Source organism: Streptomyces sp. NPDC059785 (assembly GCF_042732375.1).
Lineage (GTDB): Bacteria > Actinomycetota > Actinomycetes > Streptomycetales > Streptomycetaceae > Streptomyces.
Genome location: NZ_JBHWHV010000042.1, coordinates 24,850 through 44,716, shown reverse-complemented (window position 1 = coordinate 44,716; position 19,867 = coordinate 24,850). Strand labels below are relative to the sequence as shown.

Genomic DNA, 19,867 nt, shown 5'->3' with positions numbered 1-19,867 from the left:
ACTTCGTTAACTTTTCGGGTTGTACGGGTTGTACGGTCAGGCGCGGACCATACCGACGATCCGGCGTCCGCCGTAACCGGTCGCGATCAGGCCGAGGCCGTCGAAGAGCAGCGCGAGCGAGAAGAACGTACCGATGACGTACTTGCTGCCGCTCGGCCAGGAGGCGAGCACCAGGATGCCCAGGAGCAGGTCGAAGGCGCCCTGGACGAGTGTCCAGCCGAACTGCGGGCCGCGCGCCACCAGGCCGCCGGCCAGCCGGAACACCCCGCCGGTCAGGAAGAGCAGGGCCGCGAACATGGTCAGCGCCTGGGCGGCCGCCTCCGGCATCCGGATGATGACGACGCCGGCCGCGATGTTCAGGGCGGCCACCACGGCGCCGGCCCAGAAGAAGCCGGTGCCGCGCGCCTGGACCGCGTGCAGCAGGCCGACAACCCCGCCGATCAGCAGCAGCCAGCCGAACAGGAGCATCGACGTCAGCGTGGCGACGCCGGTGTAGATCAGCCCGAGCAGTCCGGCCAGCACCAGCAGGACGCCGAGCCCGGCGAGCAGTCCGAAGCCCCTGCGGAGCCTGGCGGGGTCGCCCTCGGTGGTGTTCTTGCCGGTCCTGGGCATCAGCGCCTCCTCGCGTGTGCCCCCTCACCGATCGTAAGGTCGCGGTGGGTGGATAGCATCCGGCGTATGGAGCCGCAGCTGCTGCACGACGTCGCCGACGGCGTCGCCACCGTCGTCGTCCACCATCCGGCCAAGCGCAACGCCATGACGGCCGGGATGTGGCGGGCGCTGCCGCCGCTGCTCGACGCACTGGCCGCCGACACCGCCGTACGCGCCCTGGTGCTGACCGGCGAGGGCGACACCTTCTGCGCCGGGGCGGACATCTCTGCGCTGCGCCAGGAGCCGGCCGAGGCGCAGGGTCTCGCGGCGCGGGCCGAGGACGCGCTCGCCGCCTTTCCCCGGCCGACGCTCGCGGCCGTGCGCGGCCACTGCGTGGGCGGCGGCTGCCAGCTCGCGGCCGCCTGCGATCTGCGGTTCGCCGAGGAGGGTGCGCTGTTCGGGGTGACGCCCGCCAAGCTCGGGATCGTCTATCCGGCGTCCGCCACCCGGCGGCTGGTGTCCCTGACGGGGCCCGCGACCGCCAAGTACCTGCTGTTCTCGGGCGAGTTGATCGGTACGGAGCGGGCGCTGCGGACCGGTCTGGTCGACGAGGTGCTGCCCGCGGGGCAGCTGGACAAGCGGGTCGCCGAGTTCACCCGGCTGCTGACCGCCCGGTCCCGGCTGACCCAGGCGGCGGCCAAGGAGTTCGCCGACGGGCGCACGGACCGGGACGCGTACTGGAGCGGGCAGGCGCGCGGCAGCGGCGACGCCGCGGAGGGCGTCGCCGCGTTCCTGGAGCGCCGGCCGCCCCGGTTCACCTGGACCGGCTGAGCCGCCGTCAGGTCAGGCTGAAGCGGCTGTTCGTCCGGAACTCCTCCACCAGGTGCGCCGGCGCCTTCTCCGGCGACCCGGCGTCGTAGGGCGGCTGCGGGTCGTACTCCGTCATCAGCTGTACGGCCTGGGCGTGTTCGTCGCCCGCGATCCGGCCGATCAGGGTCAGGCCCATGTCGATACCGGAGGAGACGCCCGCGGCGGTGACGTACTTGCCGTCGGTCACGACCCGCTCGCCGGTCTGCTCGGCGCCGTAGTGCCCGAGGAAGTCCAGGGCCAGCCAGTGCGAGGTGGCCCGGCGGCCCTTCAGCAGGCCCGCGGCGGCGAGCAGCAGGGAGCCGGTGCACACGGACGTCGTCCAGGTGCTGGTGGCGTCGGCGGCGCGCAGCCAGCGCAGCAGCGTCTCGTTCTCCGCCTGCTCCCAGGTGCCGGGCCCGCCCGGGACGACCACGATGTCCGGGTGCGGGACCTCGGCCAGGCTCCGGTCGGCGACGAGCGCCAGGTCGCCCGACTCGTTGCGGACCGGTCCGGCCTGCTCGGCGACGAAGACGGTCTCCGTGTCGGGCAGGCGGCCGAGGGTCTCGTACGGGCCCACGGCGTCGAGGGCGGTGAAACGGTCGTACAGGACGATGGCGAGCTGCATGAGAGGTCCCTTCGGTTTTCAGTGGACGGGGGCGGGGCGGAAGCGGCGGCGGTACTCGGCCGGGGACGTGCCCAGCGTTCTGACGAAGGCGCGGCGCATCGCCTCCGGGGTGCCGTAGCCGCTGGCGCGGGCGACCTCCTCGACGCCTTCGGTGGTGTCCTCCAGGAGCCGGCGGGCGTGTTCGACGCGGACCCGCTCGACATAGCGGCCCGGCGTCACCCCGGTCTCGGTCTGGAAGGCGCGGGCGAAGTGCCGGGGCGAGAGCCGGGCGCGGGCGGCGAGCGCTTCGACGCTCAGGTCGCCCTCGGGATGCTCGGTGATGAACTGCTGGACCTCGCGCAGCGGCTCGCGCCGGGCGGTCTGCACGGCGAGCTGGGCGCTGAACTGCGCCTGGTTGCCCGGCCGCCGCAGGAAGACGACCAGATGGCGGGCGACGGTCAGCGCGGCCTCGCGGCCGAGGTCCTCCTCCACCAGGGCGAGGGCGAGGTCGATGCCCGCGGTGACCCCCGCCGAGGTCGACACGGATCCGTCGCGCACGTAGATGGGGTCGGGGTCGACCTCGACGGCCGGGTGGTCGCGGGCCAGTCTGTCGCAGTAGGCCCAGTGGGTGGTCGCGCGGCGGCCGTCGAGGAGACCGGCCGCCGCCAGCAGGACCGCGCCGGTGCAGACCGAGACCAGCCGCTCGGCGCGCGGTCCGCGGGTGCGCAGCCAGTCGGTGATCCGCTCGTCGGGGTGCCGGGTGCCCTGGCCGCCCGGGACGAGCAGAGTGTGCGCGGCCGGGGCGTCGGCGAGCGCGTGGTCCGGGGTGAGGAGCAGGCCGCTGGAGGTACGGACGGGCGCGCCGTCCGGGGAGGCCGTACGGACCCGGTAGGTGCCGCCGCGGTACGCCTCGGCCCCGGTGAAGACCTCCACGGGGCCGGTGACGTCCAGGCTCTGGACGTGGTCGAAGAGGACGACCAGCACGGTTCGCATGGGTCGATTCTTCGCGGGAGCCGGTCATGACCGCAATGACGAGAACCCCACCTTTACTGCCATCGGGGCGATCCTTCCCTGCCGTCACGGCGCCCCCTTCCCGCCGTCGCGGCGTCCCCTTCCCGCCATGACCGGCGTCCCCTTCCCGCCATCACGGCGTCCCCTTCCCGCCATGACCGGCGGCCCTTTCCCGCCGGCACCGGCACCGCATTCCTGCCATCACCGGCGTCGCGGTTTCGCGCGTACTGACCAGTCGGTAATGTGCGTGTCATGACCTCTCCACTGCCGGAGCGCGCCGGGCGGCGCTGCCACAACGTGCTCAACCCGCTGCACTCGACGCTCTACTTCTCGCCGGACCTGGCACGCGAGCTGGCGGGTGTCGGGATCGACGACAACAGGGGCGCCTACTTCGCCGCGCGGTCCGCGGCCCTGGGCGCGGTGGGTCCCGGCACCGTGACGGCGACCTTCTACAACTTCAGCCACGACCTCGTCGCCAAGCACGTGCCGGAGGTGTGGCGGACCGCGTCCCCGGAGACCGTGCTCGCCGCCCGGCTGCGGGCGGCCGACGCGACGCTGCGGCGGCTGCTCGGCGAGGAGCTGATCGCCGCGGAGGAGACGGCCGAGGCGGCCGGGCTCGCGCTGCGGGCGACCGAGGCCTGCGCCAGGACCGCCCGGCCGCTGTACGCCGCCCACGCGGACCTGCCGGTGCCCGACGAGCCGCACCTCGCGCTCTGGCACGCGGCCACACTGCTGCGCGAGCACCGGGGCGACGGCCACCTCGCGGTGCTGCTCGCCGCGGGGCTCGACCCGGTGGAGGCGCTGGTCACGCACACCGCGACCGGCAAGGGCATGGCTCCGAAGTGGGCGCTCGGCACCCGGGGCTGGTCGCGCGAGGACTGGACGGCGGCCCAGGCCCGGCTGCGCGAGCGCGGACTGCTGGACGAGGCGGGCGAGCTGACCGAGGCCGGGGTGGCGCTGCGCCGGCAGATCGAGGCGGAGACGGACCGGATCGACCTGGCCCCGTACACGCATCTGGGCGCGGCCGGTGTCGAGCGGCTCACGGAGATCGCCAAGGGCCTGCTCTTCACCGCTCTCGGCAACGGCGCCTTCCCGGAGGACATGATCGGCAAGGAGTGAGACCGGCATGGAGTGAGACCCGCGAGGGCCGAGCGCCGGCAGGGACCGAGTGCCGTCTGCGCCGCGGCTCCGCGGGACGGGCGGCGGGGACGCGGGAGACCCGCGGGATTAAGGCGGCAACACAGAGGTACCCGTATGTCAACCGGCACCGCGTGAACCGCACCTCGCACCACGCAGTCGACCTCGTGCCGGTGGGACGAAAGGGGAAGCACGTGTTCCGAGCCATCGCAGACGTGTTGCGGCAGATCGGCGGCGCGATCGCCACCGTGGTGACGCTTCCGTTCCGGGCGCTGGCCCGGCTGTTCGGCGGCGCCTCGCACTCGACGCGCAGGGCCTGACGGACCCGGACCCGCCCCGACCGGGGAGCCGGACGCGACATCGCGTCCGGCTCCCGGCGTGTTCCGGCCCCGCCCTGATCCCCCGCTGTCGGCGCCACCTGCCACAATTGCCGCGCAACCTCAGTGGAGAAGGCGGTACGGGATCGTGACGACACCCGGGTCCAGCGCGGCCATGGCAGTAGGGTCCATCGAAGGCAGGATCGCCGAGGAGCTCGGCGTGCGGGAGCGACAGGTCAAGGCCGCGGTCGACCTGCTCGACGGCGGGTCGACGGTGCCCTTCATCGCCCGCTACCGCAAGGAAGCGACCGAGATGCTCGACGACGCGCAGCTGCGCACGCTCGAGGAGCGGCTGCGCTATCTGCGGGAGCTGGAGGAGCGGCGGACCGCGGTCCTCGACTCGGTGCGCGAGCAGGGCAAGCTCACCGAGGAGTTGGAGGCCCGGATCCGCGGCGCAGAGACGAAGGCCCGCCTGGAGGACATCTACCTGCCGTTCAAGCCCAAGCGGCGGACCAAGGCGCAGATCGCCCGCGAGGCGGGTCTCGAACCGCTGGCGGAGGGCCTGCTCGGCGACCCGTCGGTGGAGCCGCTGGCGGCGGCCGCCGCGTTCGTCGACGCGGACAAGGGCGTCGCCGACCCGCAGGCCGCGCTCGACGGCGCCCGCGCGATCCTCACCGAGCGGTTCTCGGAGGACGCCGACCTGATCGGCGAGTTGCGCGAGCGCATGTGGAAGCGGGGTCGGCTGGCCGCGAAGGTGCGGGACGGCAAGGAGGAGGCGGGCGCCAAGTTCGCCGACTACTTCGAGTTCGCCGAGCCGTTCACCGAGCTGCCCTCGCACCGCATTCTGGCCATGCTGCGCGGCGAGAAGGAGGAGGTCCTCGACCTCGTCCTGGAGCCGGAGGAACCGGCCGACCAGGCTGCGCAGCCCGGCCCGTCCTCGTACGAGGGGATCGTGGCGCACCGCTTCGGCATCGCCGACCACGGCAGGCCCGGTGACAAGTGGCTGAAGGACACGGTCCGCTGGGCGTGGCGGACCCGCATCCTGGTGCACCTCGGCATCGACCTGCGGCTGCGGCTGCGCACGGCCGCCGAGGACGAGGCGGTCGACGTGTTCGCGGCGAACCTGCGGGACCTGCTGCTCGCCGCGCCCGCGGGCACCCGCGCGACGCTGGGGCTCGACCCCGGTTTCCGTACGGGTGTGAAGGTGGCCGTGGTCGACGCGACCGGCAAGGTCGTCGCGACGGACGTCATCCACCCGCACGTCCCGGCGAACCGGTGGGACGAGGCGATCGCCAAGCTGGCCCGGCTCGCCAAGGAGCACGCGGTCGAGCTGATCGCCATCGGCAACGGCACGGCGTCCCGCGAGACCGACAAGCTCGCCGGCGAGCTCATCACCAAGCACCCCGAGCTGAAGCTCACCAAGGTGATGGTCTCCGAGGCGGGCGCGTCCGTGTACTCGGCCTCGGCCTTCGCCTCCCAGGAGCTGCCCGGCATGGACGTGTCGCTGCGCGGCGCGGTCTCCATCGCCCGCCGGCTCCAGGACCCGCTGGCCGAGCTGGTGAAGATCGACCCGAAGTCGATCGGTGTCGGGCAGTACCAGCACGACCTGTCCGAGGTGAAGCTCTCGCGCTCGCTGGACGCGGTCGTCGAGGACTGTGTGAACGGCGTGGGCGTGGACGTGAACACGGCCTCCGCGCCGCTGCTCTCCCGGGTCTCCGGCATCACCTCGGGCCTCGCCGAGAACATCGTGGCGCACCGCGACGCCAACGGCCCCTTCCGCTCCCGTACGGCGCTGAAGGACGTGGCGCGGCTCGGCCCGAAGGCGTACGAGCAGTGCGCGGGCTTCCTGCGGATCCGAGGCGGCGACGACCCGCTGGACTCCTCCAGCGTGCACCCGGAGGCGTACCCGGTGGTCCGGCGGATGGTGAAGACCACGGGCAGCGAGGTGGCCGCCCTGATCGGCAACACGGGGACGCTGCGTTCGCTGCGCCCCGGCGACTTCGTGGACGAGAAGTTCGGTCTGCCGACCGTCACGGACATCCTGAAGGAGCTGGAGAAGCCGGGGCGCGACCCGCGTCCCGCCTTCAAGACGGCCACGTTCAAGGAGGGCGTCGAGAAGATCGGCGACCTTGCGTCCGGGATGGTGTTGGAGGGCGTCGTCACGAACGTCGCCGCGTTCGGCGCGTTCGTGGACGTGGGCGTCCACCAGGACGGTCTCGTCCACGTCTCCGCGATGTCCAGGACCTTCGTCAAGGACCCGCGGGACGTGGTCAAGCCGGGCGACATCGTCAAGGTGAAGGTCCTCGACGTCGACATCCCGCGCAAGCGGATCTCGCTGACGCTGCGCCTGGACGACGAGGCGGCTCCGCAGGGCTGGCAGGGCCAGTCCGGCGGCGGACGCCCGCAGCAGCGGGGCGGCCGTCCCCCGCAGCAGCGGGACCGCCAGCGCGGCGGCCGAGGCGGCAACCAGAGCGGCGGCGGCGCCTCACGCCAGGCCCCCGCGCCGGCCAACAGCGCGATGGCGGACGCGCTGCGCCGGGCAGGGTTGGTGGACCCGAAGAGGGGCGGTCGCTGACGAGCGGAGACGGCGGCGGACGCGCCCCTTCGGGGGCGCGGGGAACTGGGCGACCAGCCCCCACGCACCCGCAGAGGAGAACCGTTCGCCGGTAGGGCGAGGTGACGTAGCGCCTACAGCTCCGTCACCTCGCCCCCGGCCACCACCACCCTCCGCGTCGTCCGCACGGCGTCAAGCATGCGCCGGTCGTGCGTGACCAACAGCAACGTCCCCTCGTAGGACTCCAGCGCCGACTCCAGCTGCTCGATGGCCGGCAGGTCGAGGTGGTTGGTGGGCTCGTCCAGGACGAGGAGGTTGACGCCGCGTCCCTGGAGCAGGGCCAGCGCCGAGCGCGTCCGCTCACCCGGGGAGAGCGTCGCCGCGGGCCGCAGCACATGGTCGGGCCTGAGGCCGAACTTGGCCAGCAGCGTACGTACCTCGACAGGTTCCGTGTCGGGTACGGCCGCGCAGAACGCGTCGAGCAGCGACTCGGGCCCGTGGAACAGCCGGCGCGCCTGGTCGACCTCGCCGACGACCACGCCGGAGCCGAGCGCCGCGTACCCCGCGTCGAGCGGGACCCGCCCGAGCAGCGCGCCGAGCAGCGTCGACTTGCCCGCGCCGTTCGCGCCGGTGACCGCGACCCGGTCCGCCCAGTCGATCTGGAGCGTCACCGGACCGAGGGCGAAGTCCCCGCGCCGCACCTCGGCGTCGCGCAGCGAGGCGACGACGGCGCCCGACCGGGGCGCCGCCGCGATCTCCATCCGCAGCTCCCACTCCTTGCGGGGTTCGTCCACGACATCGAGGCGCTCGATCATGCGCTGCGTCTGCCGGGCCTTGGCGGCCTGCTTCTCGCTGGCCTCGCTGCGGAACTTGCGCCCGATCTTGTCGTTGTCGCTCGCCTTTCGGCGGGCGTTCTTGACGCCCTTGTCCATCCAGGAGCGCTGCATCTGGGCCCGGCCCTCGAGGGCGGCCTTCTTGTCGGCGTACTCCTCGTAGTCGTCGCGGGCGTGCCGGCGGGCGGTCTCGCGCTCCTCCAGGTAGGACGCGTAGCCGCCGCCGTACAGGGTGATCTGCTGCTGGGCGAGGTCGAGTTCGAGGACCTTGGTGACGGTGCGGGTGAGGAACTCGCGGTCGTGGCTGACGACGACGGTGCCGGCGCGCAGCCCGGAGACGAACCGTTCGAGGCGCTCCAGGCCGTCCAGGTCGAGGTCGTTGGTGGGCTCGTCGAGCAGGAAGACGTCGTAGCGGGAGAGCAGCAGCGAGGCGAGGCCCGCGCGGGCGGCCTGGCCGCCGGACAGGGAGGTCATCTCCTGGTCGAGGCCGACGCCGAGGCCGAGGGAGCCGGCGACCTCCTCGGCCCGCTCGTCGAGGTCGGCGCCGCCGAGGCCGAGCCAGCGCTCCAGGCTGGTCGCGTAGGCGTCGTCCGCGCCCGGCGCGCCGTCCACCAGCGCCTGCGTGGCCTCGTCCATCACGCGCTGGGCCTCGGCCACGCCGGTGCGGCGGGCGAGGAACTCCCGTACGGTCTCGCCGGGCCGCCGCTCCGGTTCCTGCGGCAGATGCCCGACGGTGGCGGTCGGCGGGGAGAGCCGCAGCTCGCCCTCCTCCGGGGTGAGCAGTCCGGCGAGCAGCCGCAGCAGGGTGGACTTGCCCGCGCCGTTGGCACCGACGAGACCGATCACGTCGCCGGGCGCGACGACGAGGTCGAGTCCGGTGAAGAGCGAGCGGTCGCCGTGGCCGGCGGCGAGGTTCTTGGCGACGAGGGTGGCAGTCATCAGACCGCTGATCCTAACGGCCGTGCGCCTGCGGGTCGGCCCGGTGTTCCGGGCCCCGGCCACCACGTCCCCGGACGGACCCGCCCGGGTTTTCCGGACCGGGCGGGCCCACCGGCCGCCCGGGTCTTCCCACCCCGGGCGGCCCCGTCGGCCGTGGCCCGCTCAGCGGGCCATCGCCTCCACCAGTACGCTCCCCGAGGTCCGGGCGACGATGAACGAGTGCCCCTTGACCGCCTTGGCGTCCAGGGCGACCCGGTGCCGGCCCGCCTCCAGGATGCCGTCGAAGACCTCGTGCGCGTGGGTGCGGTACAGCCGGTCGAGGCGGTACGCGGTCAGCTGCACCCGGCAGGTGGAGGTGACCTCGACGCCCGCCTCGCCGTCGGCGGCCACCAGGCGGGTGAGCCGGCGCCGCTCCAGCGGGCTGCGGTCCAGGGCGTGTTCGATCTGGGCGACCAGCAGCGGCACGATCGGGGCGAGCCCGTCGACGTAGGCGACCTCCACCCCCGCGCGCTCGAAGGACTCCCGTACGGCGGCGCGCTCGGGTTCGCCGACGGCGCGGCCGAAGGCCACCGCACCGTACTGGCGCAGTTCGTCGGCGGGTACGCCGGCCGCGTCGTGGGTGATGTCGGCGCCGATGCCGATGGTGCGCAGCGCGGCGGCGAGCCTGGCGAGCACGGCGACGCGGGCGCCGATCAGCAGCACCCGGCGGCGTCCCCCGCTGCCCGCACCGTAACCGTCACTGTCCCTGTCCCGGCAGCCGTGGCCGTCGCCGTCGAGCAGGGAGCGCAGGGCGCCGCGGTACTCCGCGCCGGCGAAGCGGAAGGGGCCTATGCCGTGGTAGCCGTTGAGTTCCAGGTCCGCCCGCGCGTCGGTCTGCCAGGCGAAGTCCCGCCACACGTAGTCGTCGTCGGTCCGCTCGATGACGGCGGTGACGGCGCCGCACTCGATGGACTGGCACTCGGGGCAGCCGTATATGACGTAGCGGCGGTCGGCCAGCGGTGCCTCGGCCTCGAGGAGGAGGCCGCGTACCTGCTCGGCGAAGATCGCGGGCGGTACGTCGGAGGCGAGCGGGGAGACCGCGTCGAGGTCGGAGAGCTGGAACAGCAGGGGCCGTCCGTCGACGATGAAGTCGACGAAATCCCGGTGGACTTGGTAGTCACCGTTGGCGAGGACTCCACCGGGCCGCATCGCCGGTGCCAGGCCGAAGGTCGCATACTCGGCAGACATGCTGTGAGTATTCCCGGACTGAGCGTGATGTGAGCACGGCATGCCGGATTCCGCTAACGTCCCGGCGTGGAGAGAGCTGCGAGCGGTGATGTGATCGTGATCGGCAGCGGCGTCATCGGCCTGACGACGGCCGTGGTGCTGGCGGAGACCGGGCGCCGGGTGCGGGTGTGGACCCGCGAGCCCGCCGAGGCGACGACCTCGGCGGTTGCCGGTGCGCTGTGGTGGCCGTACCGCATCGAGCCGGAGGGGCTCGTCCGCGGCTGGGCGCTGCGCTCGCTCTCCGTGTACCGGGAGCTGGCCGCGCGCCCCGGCGAGACGGGCGTACGCATGGTCGAGGGCGTACTGGGCGGCTCCCGGCTGGACGCCGAGGACCCGCTCACCTCCCGGGTGCCGGGGCTGCGGGCGGCGACGGACCGCGAGTACCCGGGCCCTGGCCTGTGGGCGCGGCTGCCGCTGATCGACATGCCGGTGTTCCTGCGCGGGCTGCGGGCCCGGCTGCTCGCGGCGGGCGGCGGCATCGAGACGCGTACGGTGACGGATGTCGCCGAGGCGCCGGCGCCCACCGTGGTCAACTGCACCGGGCTCGGCGCCCGGGAGCTGGTCGGGGACGCCTCCTTACGGCCGGTGCGCGGACAGCTCGTGGTCGTGCGGAACCCCGGCGTCGACACCTGGCTGGTGGCGTCCGACCCGGCGACCGGCACGACCTCGTACCTCTTCCCGCAGCCGGGCAACCGGCTGGTGCTCGGCGGGACCGCCGAGGACGACGCCTGGTCGCTGACGCCGGACCCGCGGACGGCGGAGGAGATCGTGCGGCGGTGCGCGGGCCTGTGTCCCGAGGTCGCGGGGGCGCGGGTGCTGGGCCATCTGGTGGGCCTGCGTCCCGGCCGCGCGACGGTTCGCCTGGAGCACGAGAAGCTGCCCGACGGGCGGACGGTGGTGCACAACTACGGGCACGGCGGCGCGGGCGTCACGGTGGCCTGGGGGTGTGCGCTGGAGGCGGCCGGTCTCGCCACCGGCCGGCACCGGGCCACCTCCGACTGACGACCGCCGACCAGCAGTCGGGACCGGGGCCGCCTCCGACTGACGACCGCCGACCAGCAGTCGGGACCGGGCCGCCTCCGACTGACGGGCGCCGTCTAGCAGTCGGGGTCTGCCTCCCCCGCCGTGAGGTGGTACTGCGCCCGCCCGTCCAGGAGCAGCGGGACGAGCGCCCGCAGCGACTGCCGCAGCGGTACGAAGGCGCCGTCGTCGCCGGTGTGCCGTACGCGGACGCCGTGCAGGGCGAGTGCGTCGCGGACGTCGGCGTACTGGGCGGCGCTGAGCCGGTAGCCGCAGGGCGGGTCGGTGAGGACGTCGGCGGGTCCGGCGGGGTCGTTGTCCGCGCCGCCCAGGTACACCGGGCCGTCGTCGCGCAGGCCGGACAGGCGGGCCGTGTGCGTGGCGGCGGCGAGGGTCCTGCCGCGCTCGCCGGTGTAGGTGAACAGGCCGTGCAGCGCGGCCAGTTGGGAGTCGACGCGGCGGCGGTTGTTCAGCGCCGGGTCGGCCCGTTCGGCGTCGGTGAGGGGGTCCACGCGGCTCTCGATGAGCAGTCCGGCGGCGTGTTTGACGCCGGACATGTTCCGCAGGATGCGTTCCTGCCCGTCCCCCGCGGTCTGCTTCACGGGGTCGCCGGTGACGGGGTCGGTCCAGATGCCGTACGTGCCGGTGGAGTACCCGGCCCGTCCGGCGGCGGGCCGTACGTAAACCTCGGACAGGGCCTTGGCCTCCCGGTGGACGGCGGTGTCGGTGTTGAGGTTGCGCGGCCAGAGGTCGAAGAGGTCCTTGTCGTAGTACTCGGGTGTGGCGCTGTACTCGTGCAGGTCGTAGATCAGGTCGGGGCGCCGGTCGCGGACGGCCGCGGCGACGGCGCGGGCCTCGGCCGTCGTGAGGGCGAGGTGGTCGCGGTTGACGTCGGTGCCGTCGCCGTTGCCGCGGGTGTCGGCGGCCCGGCCGTCGGGGTTGGCGGTGGGCACCACGAGGACCGTGGTGTGGGCGAGGAACCGCCGGGTCGCCGGGTCCTTCGCGTAGGCGAGGTCGCGGACGGTGCTGAGGCACGCCTCCCGCCCGGCCGGTTCGTCGCCGTGCTGGGAGCAGACCAGGAGCACGGTGGTGGTGGCCCGGTCGGCGCCGACGCGGACCAGCCGGAGCGGGCGGCCCTCGTCGGTGGTGCCGATGCGGGTGACGGACGTCAGGGCGCTCGCCCGGTCGGCGGCCGCCAGGAAGTCCGTCTCCTCGGCCTGGCTCGTCCAGTGCGCGCCGCCGGTCCGCTCGAACCCGGTGCGCGGCGGGGCACCGGTCGCGTGGGCGGGCGCCGCCACCAGGGGTGCGGCCAGGGCCGTGGCGGCGGCCGCCACGGCCAGGGCGCGGGTACGGGGGCCCGTCACCGGTGCCCGCCCGGGACGGGGTGGGCGGCGGTGCGCGGGTCGCGTACGCCGTCGAGGACCGCGGTGTGCGACGGCGCGGTGGCGCCCGCGGTGGCCCGGGCGAAGGCGGCGGTGCCGCCGACGAGCGGGAGGCGGGCCGAGGTGCGGGCCAGGTCGAGCGTCAGCGTCGGCCTGCTCGACGGAGGGTCGATGAGGTCCTTGTCGGTGCCCGCGACGATCAGCGCGAGCCGGTGCCCCTCGGGCACGATGTGGTCGGTGGCGGCCAGGTCGATGGTGAGGGTGTACGCCTTGCCCGGGGTCAGCGGGACGCCCTTGCGGGCGGAGGCGTACGTGCCCAGGTCGGCCCAGCCGCGGCTGACCACGGTGTAGCCGACGTCCGCCGTCGCCGCCCGCGTGACCTTGTAGCAGGAGCTGTCGCCCGCCGTGCTCGGGCCCCAGCAGGTGCGGTCGGTGAGCGTCGTGATGCCCTCGCCGCCGTCGGCGTAGTCGCGGATCGTGTCCGGGCCGAGGTCGACGAGGACCGCGGAGAGGTGGGCGGTGGACGTGGTCGGGGTGGCCGTGACGGTCACCGTGGAGGAGCCGGACAGACGCAGGTCGCGGGTGAGCGTGCCGGTGCTGAACCCGGCCTTCTCGGGGGTGGACGTGTCGGTCCGGGCGGCCCAGTCGGTCTCGCTGAGCGCCGGGTCGTCGGTGAAGGTCTCGGTCCCGCCGCCGGTGCGCGGGCCGAGCGTGCCGACGCCCGCCGTGGCGCCCTTGGACGGCCGCAGGGTCACGGTCTTGGTGTCACGCGGCGGCCAGACGGCGGAGGTGGACCACTGGTCGGGGTGGCGCTCGATGTCGGCCATGGGCTCGTCGTCGATGCCGTTGTCGTAGCCGAGGAGTTCGTGGTCGAACCAGCGGTGCAGGGTGTCCACCCAGGCGCCGCGGCGGAAGTCGAAGGGGTCGACGTGCCCGGTCTGGGAGAGCCAGATCTTGCGCTCGACGCCGTTCTTCGCCAGCGCGTCCCACCACTGCCCGAGGTGCTTGGTGCGGACGTTGAGGTCCTGCATCCCGTGCACGGCGAAGACGCTGGCCCTGACCTTGGAGGCGTCCTCGACGTAGTCGCGCGCGGTCCAGAACGGCGTCCAGTCACCCGTGCGCGGGGCGCCCTTGACGATCGCCTGCTGCACGGCGGCGCACTTGGCGCGGGCGTCAGGGCTGTCCACGTAGTCGGAGAGCCATTCGGGGCCCGAGTCGTAGAGCGGGGCGCCCTGCTGGAAGTAGTAGTCGTACCAGGAGGAGATCGCGGCGATCGGGACGATGGTCTCAAGACCCCGTACGCCGGTCGCGGCGACGCCGTTGGCGATGGTGCCGTCCCAGCTCTTGCCGATCATGCCGGTGCGTCCATTGGTCCAGCCCGCGGGGGCTGTGGTGGCGCCGGTGCGGGTGGTGTAGGCGCGGGCCCGGCCGCCCAGCCAGTCGATCACGGCCTTCGCGGAGCGGATGTCGGAGGGGCCGCCGACGTCCACGCAGCCGTCGGAGCGGTTGGTGCCCGCCAGGTCGACGCCGACGAAGGCGTAGCCGCGCGGCACGAAGTAGTTGTCGTAGAAGAGCGGCATCTGTACGACGTTCCCGTCGGCGTCGTACGTCTTCTTCTGGCTCTCGTTCCCGCGCCCGCAGCAGGAGTAGTACGGGCTGGCGTCCATGATGACCGGCACCTTGCGGCCCTGCCGCGCGGGCTCAGAGGGCCGGACGATGTCCACGGCGACCCGGTCCGGCCGCCCGTCGCCGTCGCCGTCGAGGCCGGTGTCCACCCATACGGACTCACGGATGGCGTTCTCGTAGGAGTAGACCGGCTCGCTCTCCCGGGGCGCCGCCTGCGCGACGGCGGGAGACAGGAGCGCGGCGAACAGGGCGGCGGTGGCCGCCGTGACGAGCGATCTCCAGGCGGTGAGACGCGCTTGGCGCGCACATGTCGGCATGCGCGGGAAGGTACCCCTGGTCGGCCGCCGCGAGAAAGGGGGCGCCTGAAAGGTGTGTCGCCGGGTTGGCTCATGTCGGCCGCATGGCGATCGTGTGACGGGTGGGGCCATGGACATGACCAGGGGCACAGGTGGTCAATAGGCTCCGAACAGATCTCGCGCATCTACGACTTGGAGCTGGACGTGCACCGCAGACTCATCGCACCGGGCGCGCTCGCCGCCTCCCTGCTGCTGGCGATCCCGGCATCGGCGGCGACCGCGACCCCGGGCGCTCCGGGCATCGGCGACCCCTACTACCCGGCCTACGGCAACGGCGGATACGACGTCTCCCACTACGACCTGCGGCTGAAGTACCAGCCGGCCACGGACGAGCTGGAGGGCACGGCGACCCTGCTTGCCCGCACCACGCAGGACCTGTCGCGGTTCGACCTGGACTTCCTGCTGGACGTGAGCGAGGTACGGGTCAACGGCGCGAGGGCGTCGTTCGCCACCTCCGGCGAGCACGAGCTGGAGATCACCCCGAAGCCGCCCCTGGCCAAGGGCACGGACATCACCGTCGTCGTCCGCTACAGCGGGGTGCCCTCCGCGAAGCAGGCGTACGGCTTCACGAGCTGGCACCGCACCCCGGACGGCGGTGTCGGGGCGAACGAGCCCGAGTCGGCCTGGTGGTGGTTCCCGAGCAACGATCACCCGCTCGACAAAGCCACCTACGATGTGTCCGTGCAGGTGCCGGACGGCACCCAGGCCATCTCCAACGGCACGCTCCAGTCGACGAGTTCGAAGCTGGGCTGGACCCGCTACAACTGGCGCTCGAACAAGCCGCAGGCCACCTACCTCGCCACCCTCGCCGTCGGGAAGTTCGACGTCACGACCGGGACCAGCGAGAGCGGCATCCCGGTCGTCAACGCCTACAGCAAGGACCTCGGCGACAACTACGGGGCGGCCCGCGCGAGCGTGGAGCGGACCGGGGAGATCGCCGACTGGCTGAGCGAGTACTTCGGGCCGTACCCGTACGACGCGCTCGGCGGGTACGTGCCGAACACGGACACCGGGTACGCGCTGGAGACGCAGACCCGGCCGTTCTACAGCCCCCGGCAGTTCGCGAGCGGGACCAACGTCTCCGTGGTCGTGCACGAGCTGGCCCACCAGTGGTGGGGCGACTCGGTCTCCGTGGCCGGCTGGAAGGACATCTGGATCAACGAGGGCTTCGCGCGCTACGCGCAGTGGCTGTGGTCGGAGCACGAGGGCGAGGGCACGGCACAGGAACTCGCCGACTACGTGTACGCCTCGCACCCGGCCGACGACGCCTTCTGGACGGTGAAGCCCGGTGACCCCGGGCCGGAGAACCAGTTCGACATCGCCGTCTACGACCGGGGCGCGCTGGCCGTGCAGGCGCTGCGCAACGAGATCGGGGACGACGCGTTCTTCGCCGTCCTGAAGGGCTGGCCGCGGGAGCACGCCTACGGCAACGCGTCGGTCGCCGACTTCCGGAAGTACGCCGAGCAGGTGTCCGGCAAGCCGCTCGCCGCGCTCTTCGACACCTGGCTGTTCCAGCCGTCCAAGCCGGGCGCGCCGTCCGCCGGGGCGGCGGCGCTCACCCGCGCGAAGGGCGTGCCCGCACAGCCGGAGTCCTGGAAGAAGATCGCGGCGACGGACTCGGTGCACGGCGACTGAGCGCGCTGAGCACATGGAACTCGCGGGGTACGGGTGTCCGGGCGCCGTCTGGGAGACGGCGCCCGGATGCCGTACGGGGGCGCCGTCAGCCGTGGTGCGGCGGGCCCGACGCCGAGACCGGTTCGCCCACCACGCGGGTGGCGAGCGCCGAGGCCAGCTCCGAGACGGTCATCCGGAGTTCGGCCTCGGCGGCGGCGCGCTCGGACTCGATCCGGGCCTGGCCCTCGGCGAGGGCCTCGTCCCGGGCGCGCCGCCCGTCCGCGCGGGCCGCGTCGAGGAGCGCGGCGCCCTCCTCGACGGCCCGCTGCCTCAGACGGGCGGCCTCGTGCCGCGCCCCGGCCAGCAGCAGTTCGGCCCGGGCCCGTTCGTGTTCGGCGCGGGCCCGGAGGGCGGCGGCCTCCGCGGCGGTGCCGTCGGTGGCCGCGGCACGGGCGTGGAGCACCCGGTTGATCCGGCGCAGCAGCCGGGACACCAGCAGGAAACAGATCGCGAACAGCAGCAGCGCGCAGAGGATGTCCTGGACTCTCGGATTGAGCGGACCCAGCGGGAGCGGCAGGAGATACATGCCCGTGGCTTACCCACGAGCACATATCAACAACGCATATTCCAGGCCGAGTTGGCATACCTGGTGAGGTTGGCGGAGAAGTCGTGGCGACCGGGGCGGAGGGGACCGGCCGAAAGCCGCCGTCCCGCCCGGACGTCACCCGTCGTGGTCGTACACCGTCACCGGTATTCCGCGCCGGACCAGCCGCTCGGTGACGAGCGGTTCCACCCGTGACCACTTGCCGCCGGCCAGACCGCAGCCGATGCGGGGCATGTGGACGGAGGCGCCGAGCCCGGCGGCCCGGCCGGCCAGCGCGCCGAGCGCCGCGTCGATGGCCTCGTAACGCACCGGGACGCCCTTGCTGCCGGTGCCTATGCCCCGCTGCCCCACCATGTTCGCCACCCATACCAGACGGTCGACCTGGACGAACTGCACGGCGCCGAGCCCGAAGTCGTTGCGCGCGCGGTCGCGGTGCCAGGCACGGTACGCCGCTTCCGGCTCCGGCCAGCGGCGCGAGAGCGCCACGACGAAGCCCTTGCCCCAGCCCCCGATGTCGTTGCAGACATGGGCTATCACCTTGACGCCCTTGGCCGACGGAACGGTGGCGTCACCCCGGACATACGCGATCCCCGACATGACGCCACCGTAGAGGCAGGCACTGACAACGGCCCCCGGGGAGGCCGGCGGCCCCGCTAGCGCGTGCTCTTGCCCGTCCCCTGCTCCGCTCCCCGTCCCACCCTGCGCCGGATGGCGTACCAGCCGACGACCAGGGCGATGGCCAGCAGCGGGATCAGGAACAGGGTCTTGCGGCCGACCTCGGGGTCGTTCCACATCAGGGCCAGGACGACGGCGAAGAAGGCGATCGTGACGACTTCGGTGACCGGGCTGCCGGGGAGCCGGAAGGACGGGCGGGTGACCTCGCCCGCGCGGGCGCGGCGGACGAACACCAGGTGGCAGAGCATGATGATCACCCAGGTGCTGATGATCCCGAGGGACGCCACGTTCAGCACGATCTCGAAGGCCTGGCTGGGCACGAGGTAGTTCAGGCCGACGCCGAGGACGCACACCGCGCAGGTCAGCAGGATGCCGCCGTACGGGACCTGGCTGCGGTTCATCCGCGCGGTGAACCGCGGCGCGGAGCCGGACATCGCCATCGAGCGCAGGATGCGGCCGGTGGAGTACAGGCCCGAGTTCAGCGACGACATGGCCGCCGTGAGCACCACCAGGTTCATCACGTCACCGGCCGCCGGGACGCCGATCTTGGACAGGACCGTGACGAAGGGGCTCTCGCCGGCCGTGTAGGCGGAGGACGGCAGCAGCAGCGCGAGCAGCACCACGGAGCCGACGTAGAACAGGGCTACGCGCCACATGATGGAGTTCACCGCGCGCGGGACGACCTTCTCCGGCTCTGCGGTCTCGCCCGCGGCGACGCCGACCAGTTCCAGGGCGGCATACGCGAAGATCACACCCTGCATCACCAGGACGACGGGCATGGCGCCGTGCGGCAGGATCCCGCCGTGGTCGCTGACGACGCTCGTCCCCGGGGTGCTGCCGCCCACGTCGTGCTGGGTGGCCAGCAGGAAGATGCCGATCAGCATGAACGCGACGAGGGTGGCGACCTTGATGATCGCGAACCAGAACTCCATCTCGCCGAAGATCTTCACGGAGATCAGGTTCACGGCGAGGACGACCGCGAGCGCGATCAGCGCCAGCACCCACTGCGGGATGTCGGTGAACAGGCTCCAGTAGTGCGTGTAGAGCGCGATCGCGGTGATGTCCGCGATCCCGGTGGTCGACCAGTTCAGGAAGTACATCCACCCGGCGACGTACGCGCCCTTCTCGCCGAGGAACTCGCGCGCGTACGACACGAACGATCCCGAGGAGGGCCGGTACAGGACCAGCTCGCCCAGCGCCCGCACCACGAAGAAGGCGAAGACGCCGCAGACCAGATAGGCGACGGCGAGCGCCGGGCCCGCGTCGTGGAGCCGGCCGCCCGCTCCGAGGAAGAGACCGGTGCCGATCGCGCCGCCGATCGCGATCATGTTGACGTGGCGGGCCTTGAGGTCCTTGCTGTAACCGGCGTCACCCGCGTCGGCGGGGGTCCGGGCCGTATCGGTGGGGGGTACGGCGTGGGCCGTGTCCACGGCTTCCTTGCTCACGGGTGGATCCACTCTCTGGTGCCCCGCGCACCAGGTGCGCGGGTGGTGCGGATGTGCCTCGGCCCGCACCCGTGCTGACGCGGCACGAACCGTCGCGGCACCTTCCCCGTGGATCACTTCCGTATGCGATGGCACAGCTCACATCACGGAACACACCGTCGATCTTCACAGTCGATCACACAACGCCGATCACACGACGGGCCGCCCGCAGATCATACGGAAGCGGCCGGACGCTTTCACAAGCCTGGTGAGACAGCAATACTGTTGCACCGCATCACCGCGACACCGCACCACCGCACCACGGGACGCACGGGAAGAGGCGAGGGCTGTCATGACGACGGACACCGGGGAGCCGGCGCTCACGGTCGACGAACTGGCCGCGCGCGCGGGCGTCACGGTCCGCACGGTCCGCTTCTACAGCGCCAAGGGCCTGCTGCCGCCGCCGGTGATCGGCCCCCGGCGCGTCGGGCACTACAGCCAGGAGCACCTGGGCCGGCTCGCGCTGATCGAGGAGCTTCAGCACCAGGGCATGACGCTGGCCGCGATCGAACGCCATCTCCAGCAGTTGCCGGCCGGCCTGAGCGCCCGCGAGCTCGCCCTGCACCGGGCCGTGGTGGCCTCCTGGGCGCCGGACGCCGCCGAGGAGATGGCGCGCGAGGAGCTGGAGCGGCGGGCGGGCCGGGCGCTCGACGAGGAGGCCCTGGAGCGGCTGGTCGCGATGAGCGTGATCGCCCGCACGCCCGGCGGTTTCCGGGTGGACCCCGGGATGCTGCGGCTCGGGGTCGAACTGCTCGACGTACCCATCGCCCACGAGGCGATCCTCGCCGCGCGCTCCGTACTCCTCGAGCACTCGCGGGCGGCGGCGCACGAGCTGGCCGCGCTGCTGCGGGAGACGGTGGGCGAGGACGAGTCCGTGGCGGCGGTGAAGTCACTGTCCGCGCACATGCAGCCGCTCGTGGTGCAGGCGCTGCTGACCACCTTCCAGCGCTCCCTGCGCGAGGAGCTGCGCAAGTGGCTCAAAGAGAGCTGAGGGCCACCGGAAGG

Annotated in this window: 17 protein-coding genes; 7 read left to right on the top strand and 10 right to left on the bottom strand. The window is 72.9% G+C overall.

Annotation, left to right across the window (positions count from 1 at the left end; genetic code table 11):
• Positions 1 to 36: 36 nt before the first annotated feature.
• Entirely contained in the window at positions 37 to 612 is a 576-nt protein-coding gene (locus ACFV6E_RS28160; RefSeq protein WP_385465384.1) for an HdeD family acid-resistance protein, read from the bottom strand.
• A gap of 66 nt (positions 613 to 678) precedes the next feature.
• On the opposite strand from ACFV6E_RS28160, the gene ACFV6E_RS28155 reads away from it, so the two are divergent.
• A complete protein-coding gene (locus tag ACFV6E_RS28155) occupies positions 679 to 1,422 on the top strand; it encodes an enoyl-CoA hydratase/isomerase family protein (protein ID WP_385169133.1) in 744 nt (247 codons plus the stop codon).
• A gap of 7 nt (positions 1,423 to 1,429) precedes the next feature.
• On the opposite strand, the gene ACFV6E_RS28150 is transcribed toward ACFV6E_RS28155, so the two are convergent.
• The gene (locus tag ACFV6E_RS28150; RefSeq protein ID WP_385169130.1) at positions 1,430 to 2,065 is read right to left on the bottom strand and encodes a DJ-1/PfpI family protein; all 636 of its coding nucleotides are present in this window, start codon (positions 2,063 to 2,065) and stop codon (positions 1,430 to 1,432) included.
• An 18-nt stretch (positions 2,066 to 2,083) separates the two neighbouring features.
• Positions 2,084 to 3,037 (bottom strand): GlxA family transcriptional regulator, encoded by a 954-nt coding sequence (locus ACFV6E_RS28145; RefSeq protein WP_385465381.1) that lies wholly within the window; start codon positions 3,035 to 3,037, stop codon positions 2,084 to 2,086.
• 270 nt (positions 3,038 to 3,307) lie between these two features.
• On the opposite strand from ACFV6E_RS28145, the gene ACFV6E_RS28140 reads away from it, so the two are divergent.
• The 3 genes from ACFV6E_RS28140 (at position 3,308) to ACFV6E_RS28130 (ending at position 7,084) form a co-directional block, all read left to right on the top strand.
• The gene (locus ACFV6E_RS28140) at positions 3,308 to 4,174 is read left to right on the top strand and encodes a hypothetical protein (RefSeq protein ID WP_385465378.1); all 867 of its coding nucleotides are present in this window, start codon (positions 3,308 to 3,310) and stop codon (positions 4,172 to 4,174) included.
• 212 nt (positions 4,175 to 4,386) lie between these two features.
• The gene (locus ACFV6E_RS28135; protein ID WP_385169122.1) at positions 4,387 to 4,512 is read left to right on the top strand and encodes an LPFR motif small protein; all 126 of its coding nucleotides are present in this window, start codon (positions 4,387 to 4,389) and stop codon (positions 4,510 to 4,512) included.
• Positions 4,513 to 4,684: 172 nt separating this feature from the next.
• Positions 4,685 to 7,084 carry a Tex family protein gene (locus ACFV6E_RS28130; RefSeq protein ID WP_385465375.1) on the top strand — a complete coding sequence of 800 codons (2,400 nt, stop codon included), beginning with the start codon at positions 4,685 to 4,687 and terminating at the stop codon, positions 7,082 to 7,084.
• A 113-nt stretch (positions 7,085 to 7,197) separates the two neighbouring features.
• Here ACFV6E_RS28130 and ACFV6E_RS28125 read toward each other — a convergent pair whose 3' ends face one another.
• The gene (locus ACFV6E_RS28125; RefSeq protein ID WP_385465372.1) at positions 7,198 to 8,835 is read right to left on the bottom strand and encodes an ABC-F family ATP-binding cassette domain-containing protein; all 1,638 of its coding nucleotides are present in this window, start codon (positions 8,833 to 8,835) and stop codon (positions 7,198 to 7,200) included.
• Between the two features lie 162 nt (positions 8,836 to 8,997).
• Positions 8,998 to 10,062 carry an oxidoreductase gene (locus tag ACFV6E_RS28120; RefSeq protein ID WP_385465369.1) on the bottom strand — a complete coding sequence of 355 codons (1,065 nt, stop codon included), beginning with the start codon at positions 10,060 to 10,062 and terminating at the stop codon, positions 8,998 to 9,000.
• A 66-nt stretch (positions 10,063 to 10,128) separates the two neighbouring features.
• Here ACFV6E_RS28120 and ACFV6E_RS28115 point away from each other — a divergent pair, with 66 nt between their 5' ends.
• Complete coding sequence (locus tag ACFV6E_RS28115; protein ID WP_385465366.1) at positions 10,129 to 11,103, top strand: FAD-dependent oxidoreductase; 975 nt, start codon at positions 10,129 to 10,131, stop codon at positions 11,101 to 11,103.
• A 95-nt stretch (positions 11,104 to 11,198) separates the two neighbouring features.
• Here ACFV6E_RS28115 and ACFV6E_RS28110 read toward each other — a convergent pair whose 3' ends face one another.
• The gene (locus tag ACFV6E_RS28110) at positions 11,199 to 12,485 is read right to left on the bottom strand and encodes a M14 family zinc carboxypeptidase (RefSeq protein ID WP_385173598.1); all 1,287 of its coding nucleotides are present in this window, start codon (positions 12,483 to 12,485) and stop codon (positions 11,199 to 11,201) included.
• Positions 12,482 to 14,446 carry a Xaa-Pro dipeptidyl-peptidase gene (locus ACFV6E_RS28105; protein WP_385465363.1) on the bottom strand — a complete coding sequence of 655 codons (1,965 nt, stop codon included), beginning with the start codon at positions 14,444 to 14,446 and terminating at the stop codon, positions 12,482 to 12,484. Before ACFV6E_RS28105 ends, ACFV6E_RS28110 begins: the two co-directional genes overlap by 4 nt.
• A gap of 183 nt (positions 14,447 to 14,629) precedes the next feature.
• Here ACFV6E_RS28105 and ACFV6E_RS28100 point away from each other — a divergent pair, with 183 nt between their 5' ends.
• Positions 14,630 to 16,120, top strand: coding sequence for a M1 family metallopeptidase (locus ACFV6E_RS28100; protein ID WP_385465360.1), 1,491 nt, complete (start codon positions 14,630 to 14,632; stop codon positions 16,118 to 16,120).
• Positions 16,121 to 16,205: 85 nt separating this feature from the next.
• On the opposite strand, the gene ACFV6E_RS28095 is transcribed toward ACFV6E_RS28100, so the two are convergent.
• The 3 genes from ACFV6E_RS28095 to ACFV6E_RS28085 form a co-directional block, all read right to left on the bottom strand.
• Positions 16,206 to 16,685 (bottom strand): hypothetical protein, encoded by a 480-nt coding sequence (locus tag ACFV6E_RS28095; RefSeq protein ID WP_385465356.1) that lies wholly within the window; start codon positions 16,683 to 16,685, stop codon positions 16,206 to 16,208.
• A 135-nt stretch (positions 16,686 to 16,820) separates the two neighbouring features.
• Positions 16,821 to 17,300 (bottom strand): Appr-1-p processing protein, encoded by a 480-nt coding sequence (locus ACFV6E_RS28090; protein ID WP_385173609.1) that lies wholly within the window; start codon positions 17,298 to 17,300, stop codon positions 16,821 to 16,823.
• A gap of 56 nt (positions 17,301 to 17,356) precedes the next feature.
• A complete protein-coding gene (locus ACFV6E_RS28085) occupies positions 17,357 to 18,823 on the bottom strand; it encodes an amino acid permease (protein ID WP_385173612.1) in 1,467 nt (488 codons plus the stop codon).
• Between the two features lie 331 nt (positions 18,824 to 19,154).
• Here ACFV6E_RS28085 and ACFV6E_RS28080 point away from each other — a divergent pair, with 331 nt between their 5' ends.
• Positions 19,155 to 19,853: a MerR family transcriptional regulator gene (locus ACFV6E_RS28080; protein ID WP_385173615.1), complete on the top strand. Its 699-nt coding sequence runs from the start codon at positions 19,155 to 19,157 to the stop codon at positions 19,851 to 19,853.
• Positions 19,854 to 19,867: the final 14 nt, after the last annotated feature.

Bases quoted from the DNA above. Each gene is read 5' to 3' on its own strand.
- ACFV6E_RS28160 (WP_385465384.1), bottom strand. From the start codon at position 612: ATGCCCAGGACCGGCAAGAACACCACCGAGGGCGACCCCGCCAGGCTC.
- ACFV6E_RS28155 (WP_385169133.1), top strand. From the start codon at position 679: ATGGAGCCGCAGCTGCTGCACGACGTCGCCGACGGCGTCGCCACCGTC.
- ACFV6E_RS28150 (WP_385169130.1), bottom strand. From the start codon at position 2,065: ATGCAGCTCGCCATCGTCCTGTACGACCGTTTCACCGCCCTCGACGCC.
- ACFV6E_RS28145 (WP_385465381.1), bottom strand. From the start codon at position 3,037: ATGCGAACCGTGCTGGTCGTCCTCTTCGACCACGTCCAGAGCCTGGAC.
- ACFV6E_RS28140 (WP_385465378.1), top strand. From the start codon at position 3,308: ATGACCTCTCCACTGCCGGAGCGCGCCGGGCGGCGCTGCCACAACGTG.
- ACFV6E_RS28130 (WP_385465375.1), top strand. From the start codon at position 4,685: ATGGCAGTAGGGTCCATCGAAGGCAGGATCGCCGAGGAGCTCGGCGTG.
- ACFV6E_RS28125 (WP_385465372.1), bottom strand. From the start codon at position 8,835: ATGACTGCCACCCTCGTCGCCAAGAACCTCGCCGCCGGCCACGGCGAC.
- ACFV6E_RS28120 (WP_385465369.1), bottom strand. From the start codon at position 10,062: ATGTCTGCCGAGTATGCGACCTTCGGCCTGGCACCGGCGATGCGGCCC.
- ACFV6E_RS28105 (WP_385465363.1), bottom strand. From the start codon at position 14,446: ATGCCGACATGTGCGCGCCAAGCGCGTCTCACCGCCTGGAGATCGCTC.
- ACFV6E_RS28095 (WP_385465356.1), bottom strand. From the start codon at position 16,685: ATGTATCTCCTGCCGCTCCCGCTGGGTCCGCTCAATCCGAGAGTCCAG.
- ACFV6E_RS28090 (WP_385173609.1), bottom strand. From the start codon at position 17,300: ATGTCGGGGATCGCGTATGTCCGGGGTGACGCCACCGTTCCGTCGGCC.
- ACFV6E_RS28080 (WP_385173615.1), top strand. From the start codon at position 19,155: ATGACGACGGACACCGGGGAGCCGGCGCTCACGGTCGACGAACTGGCC.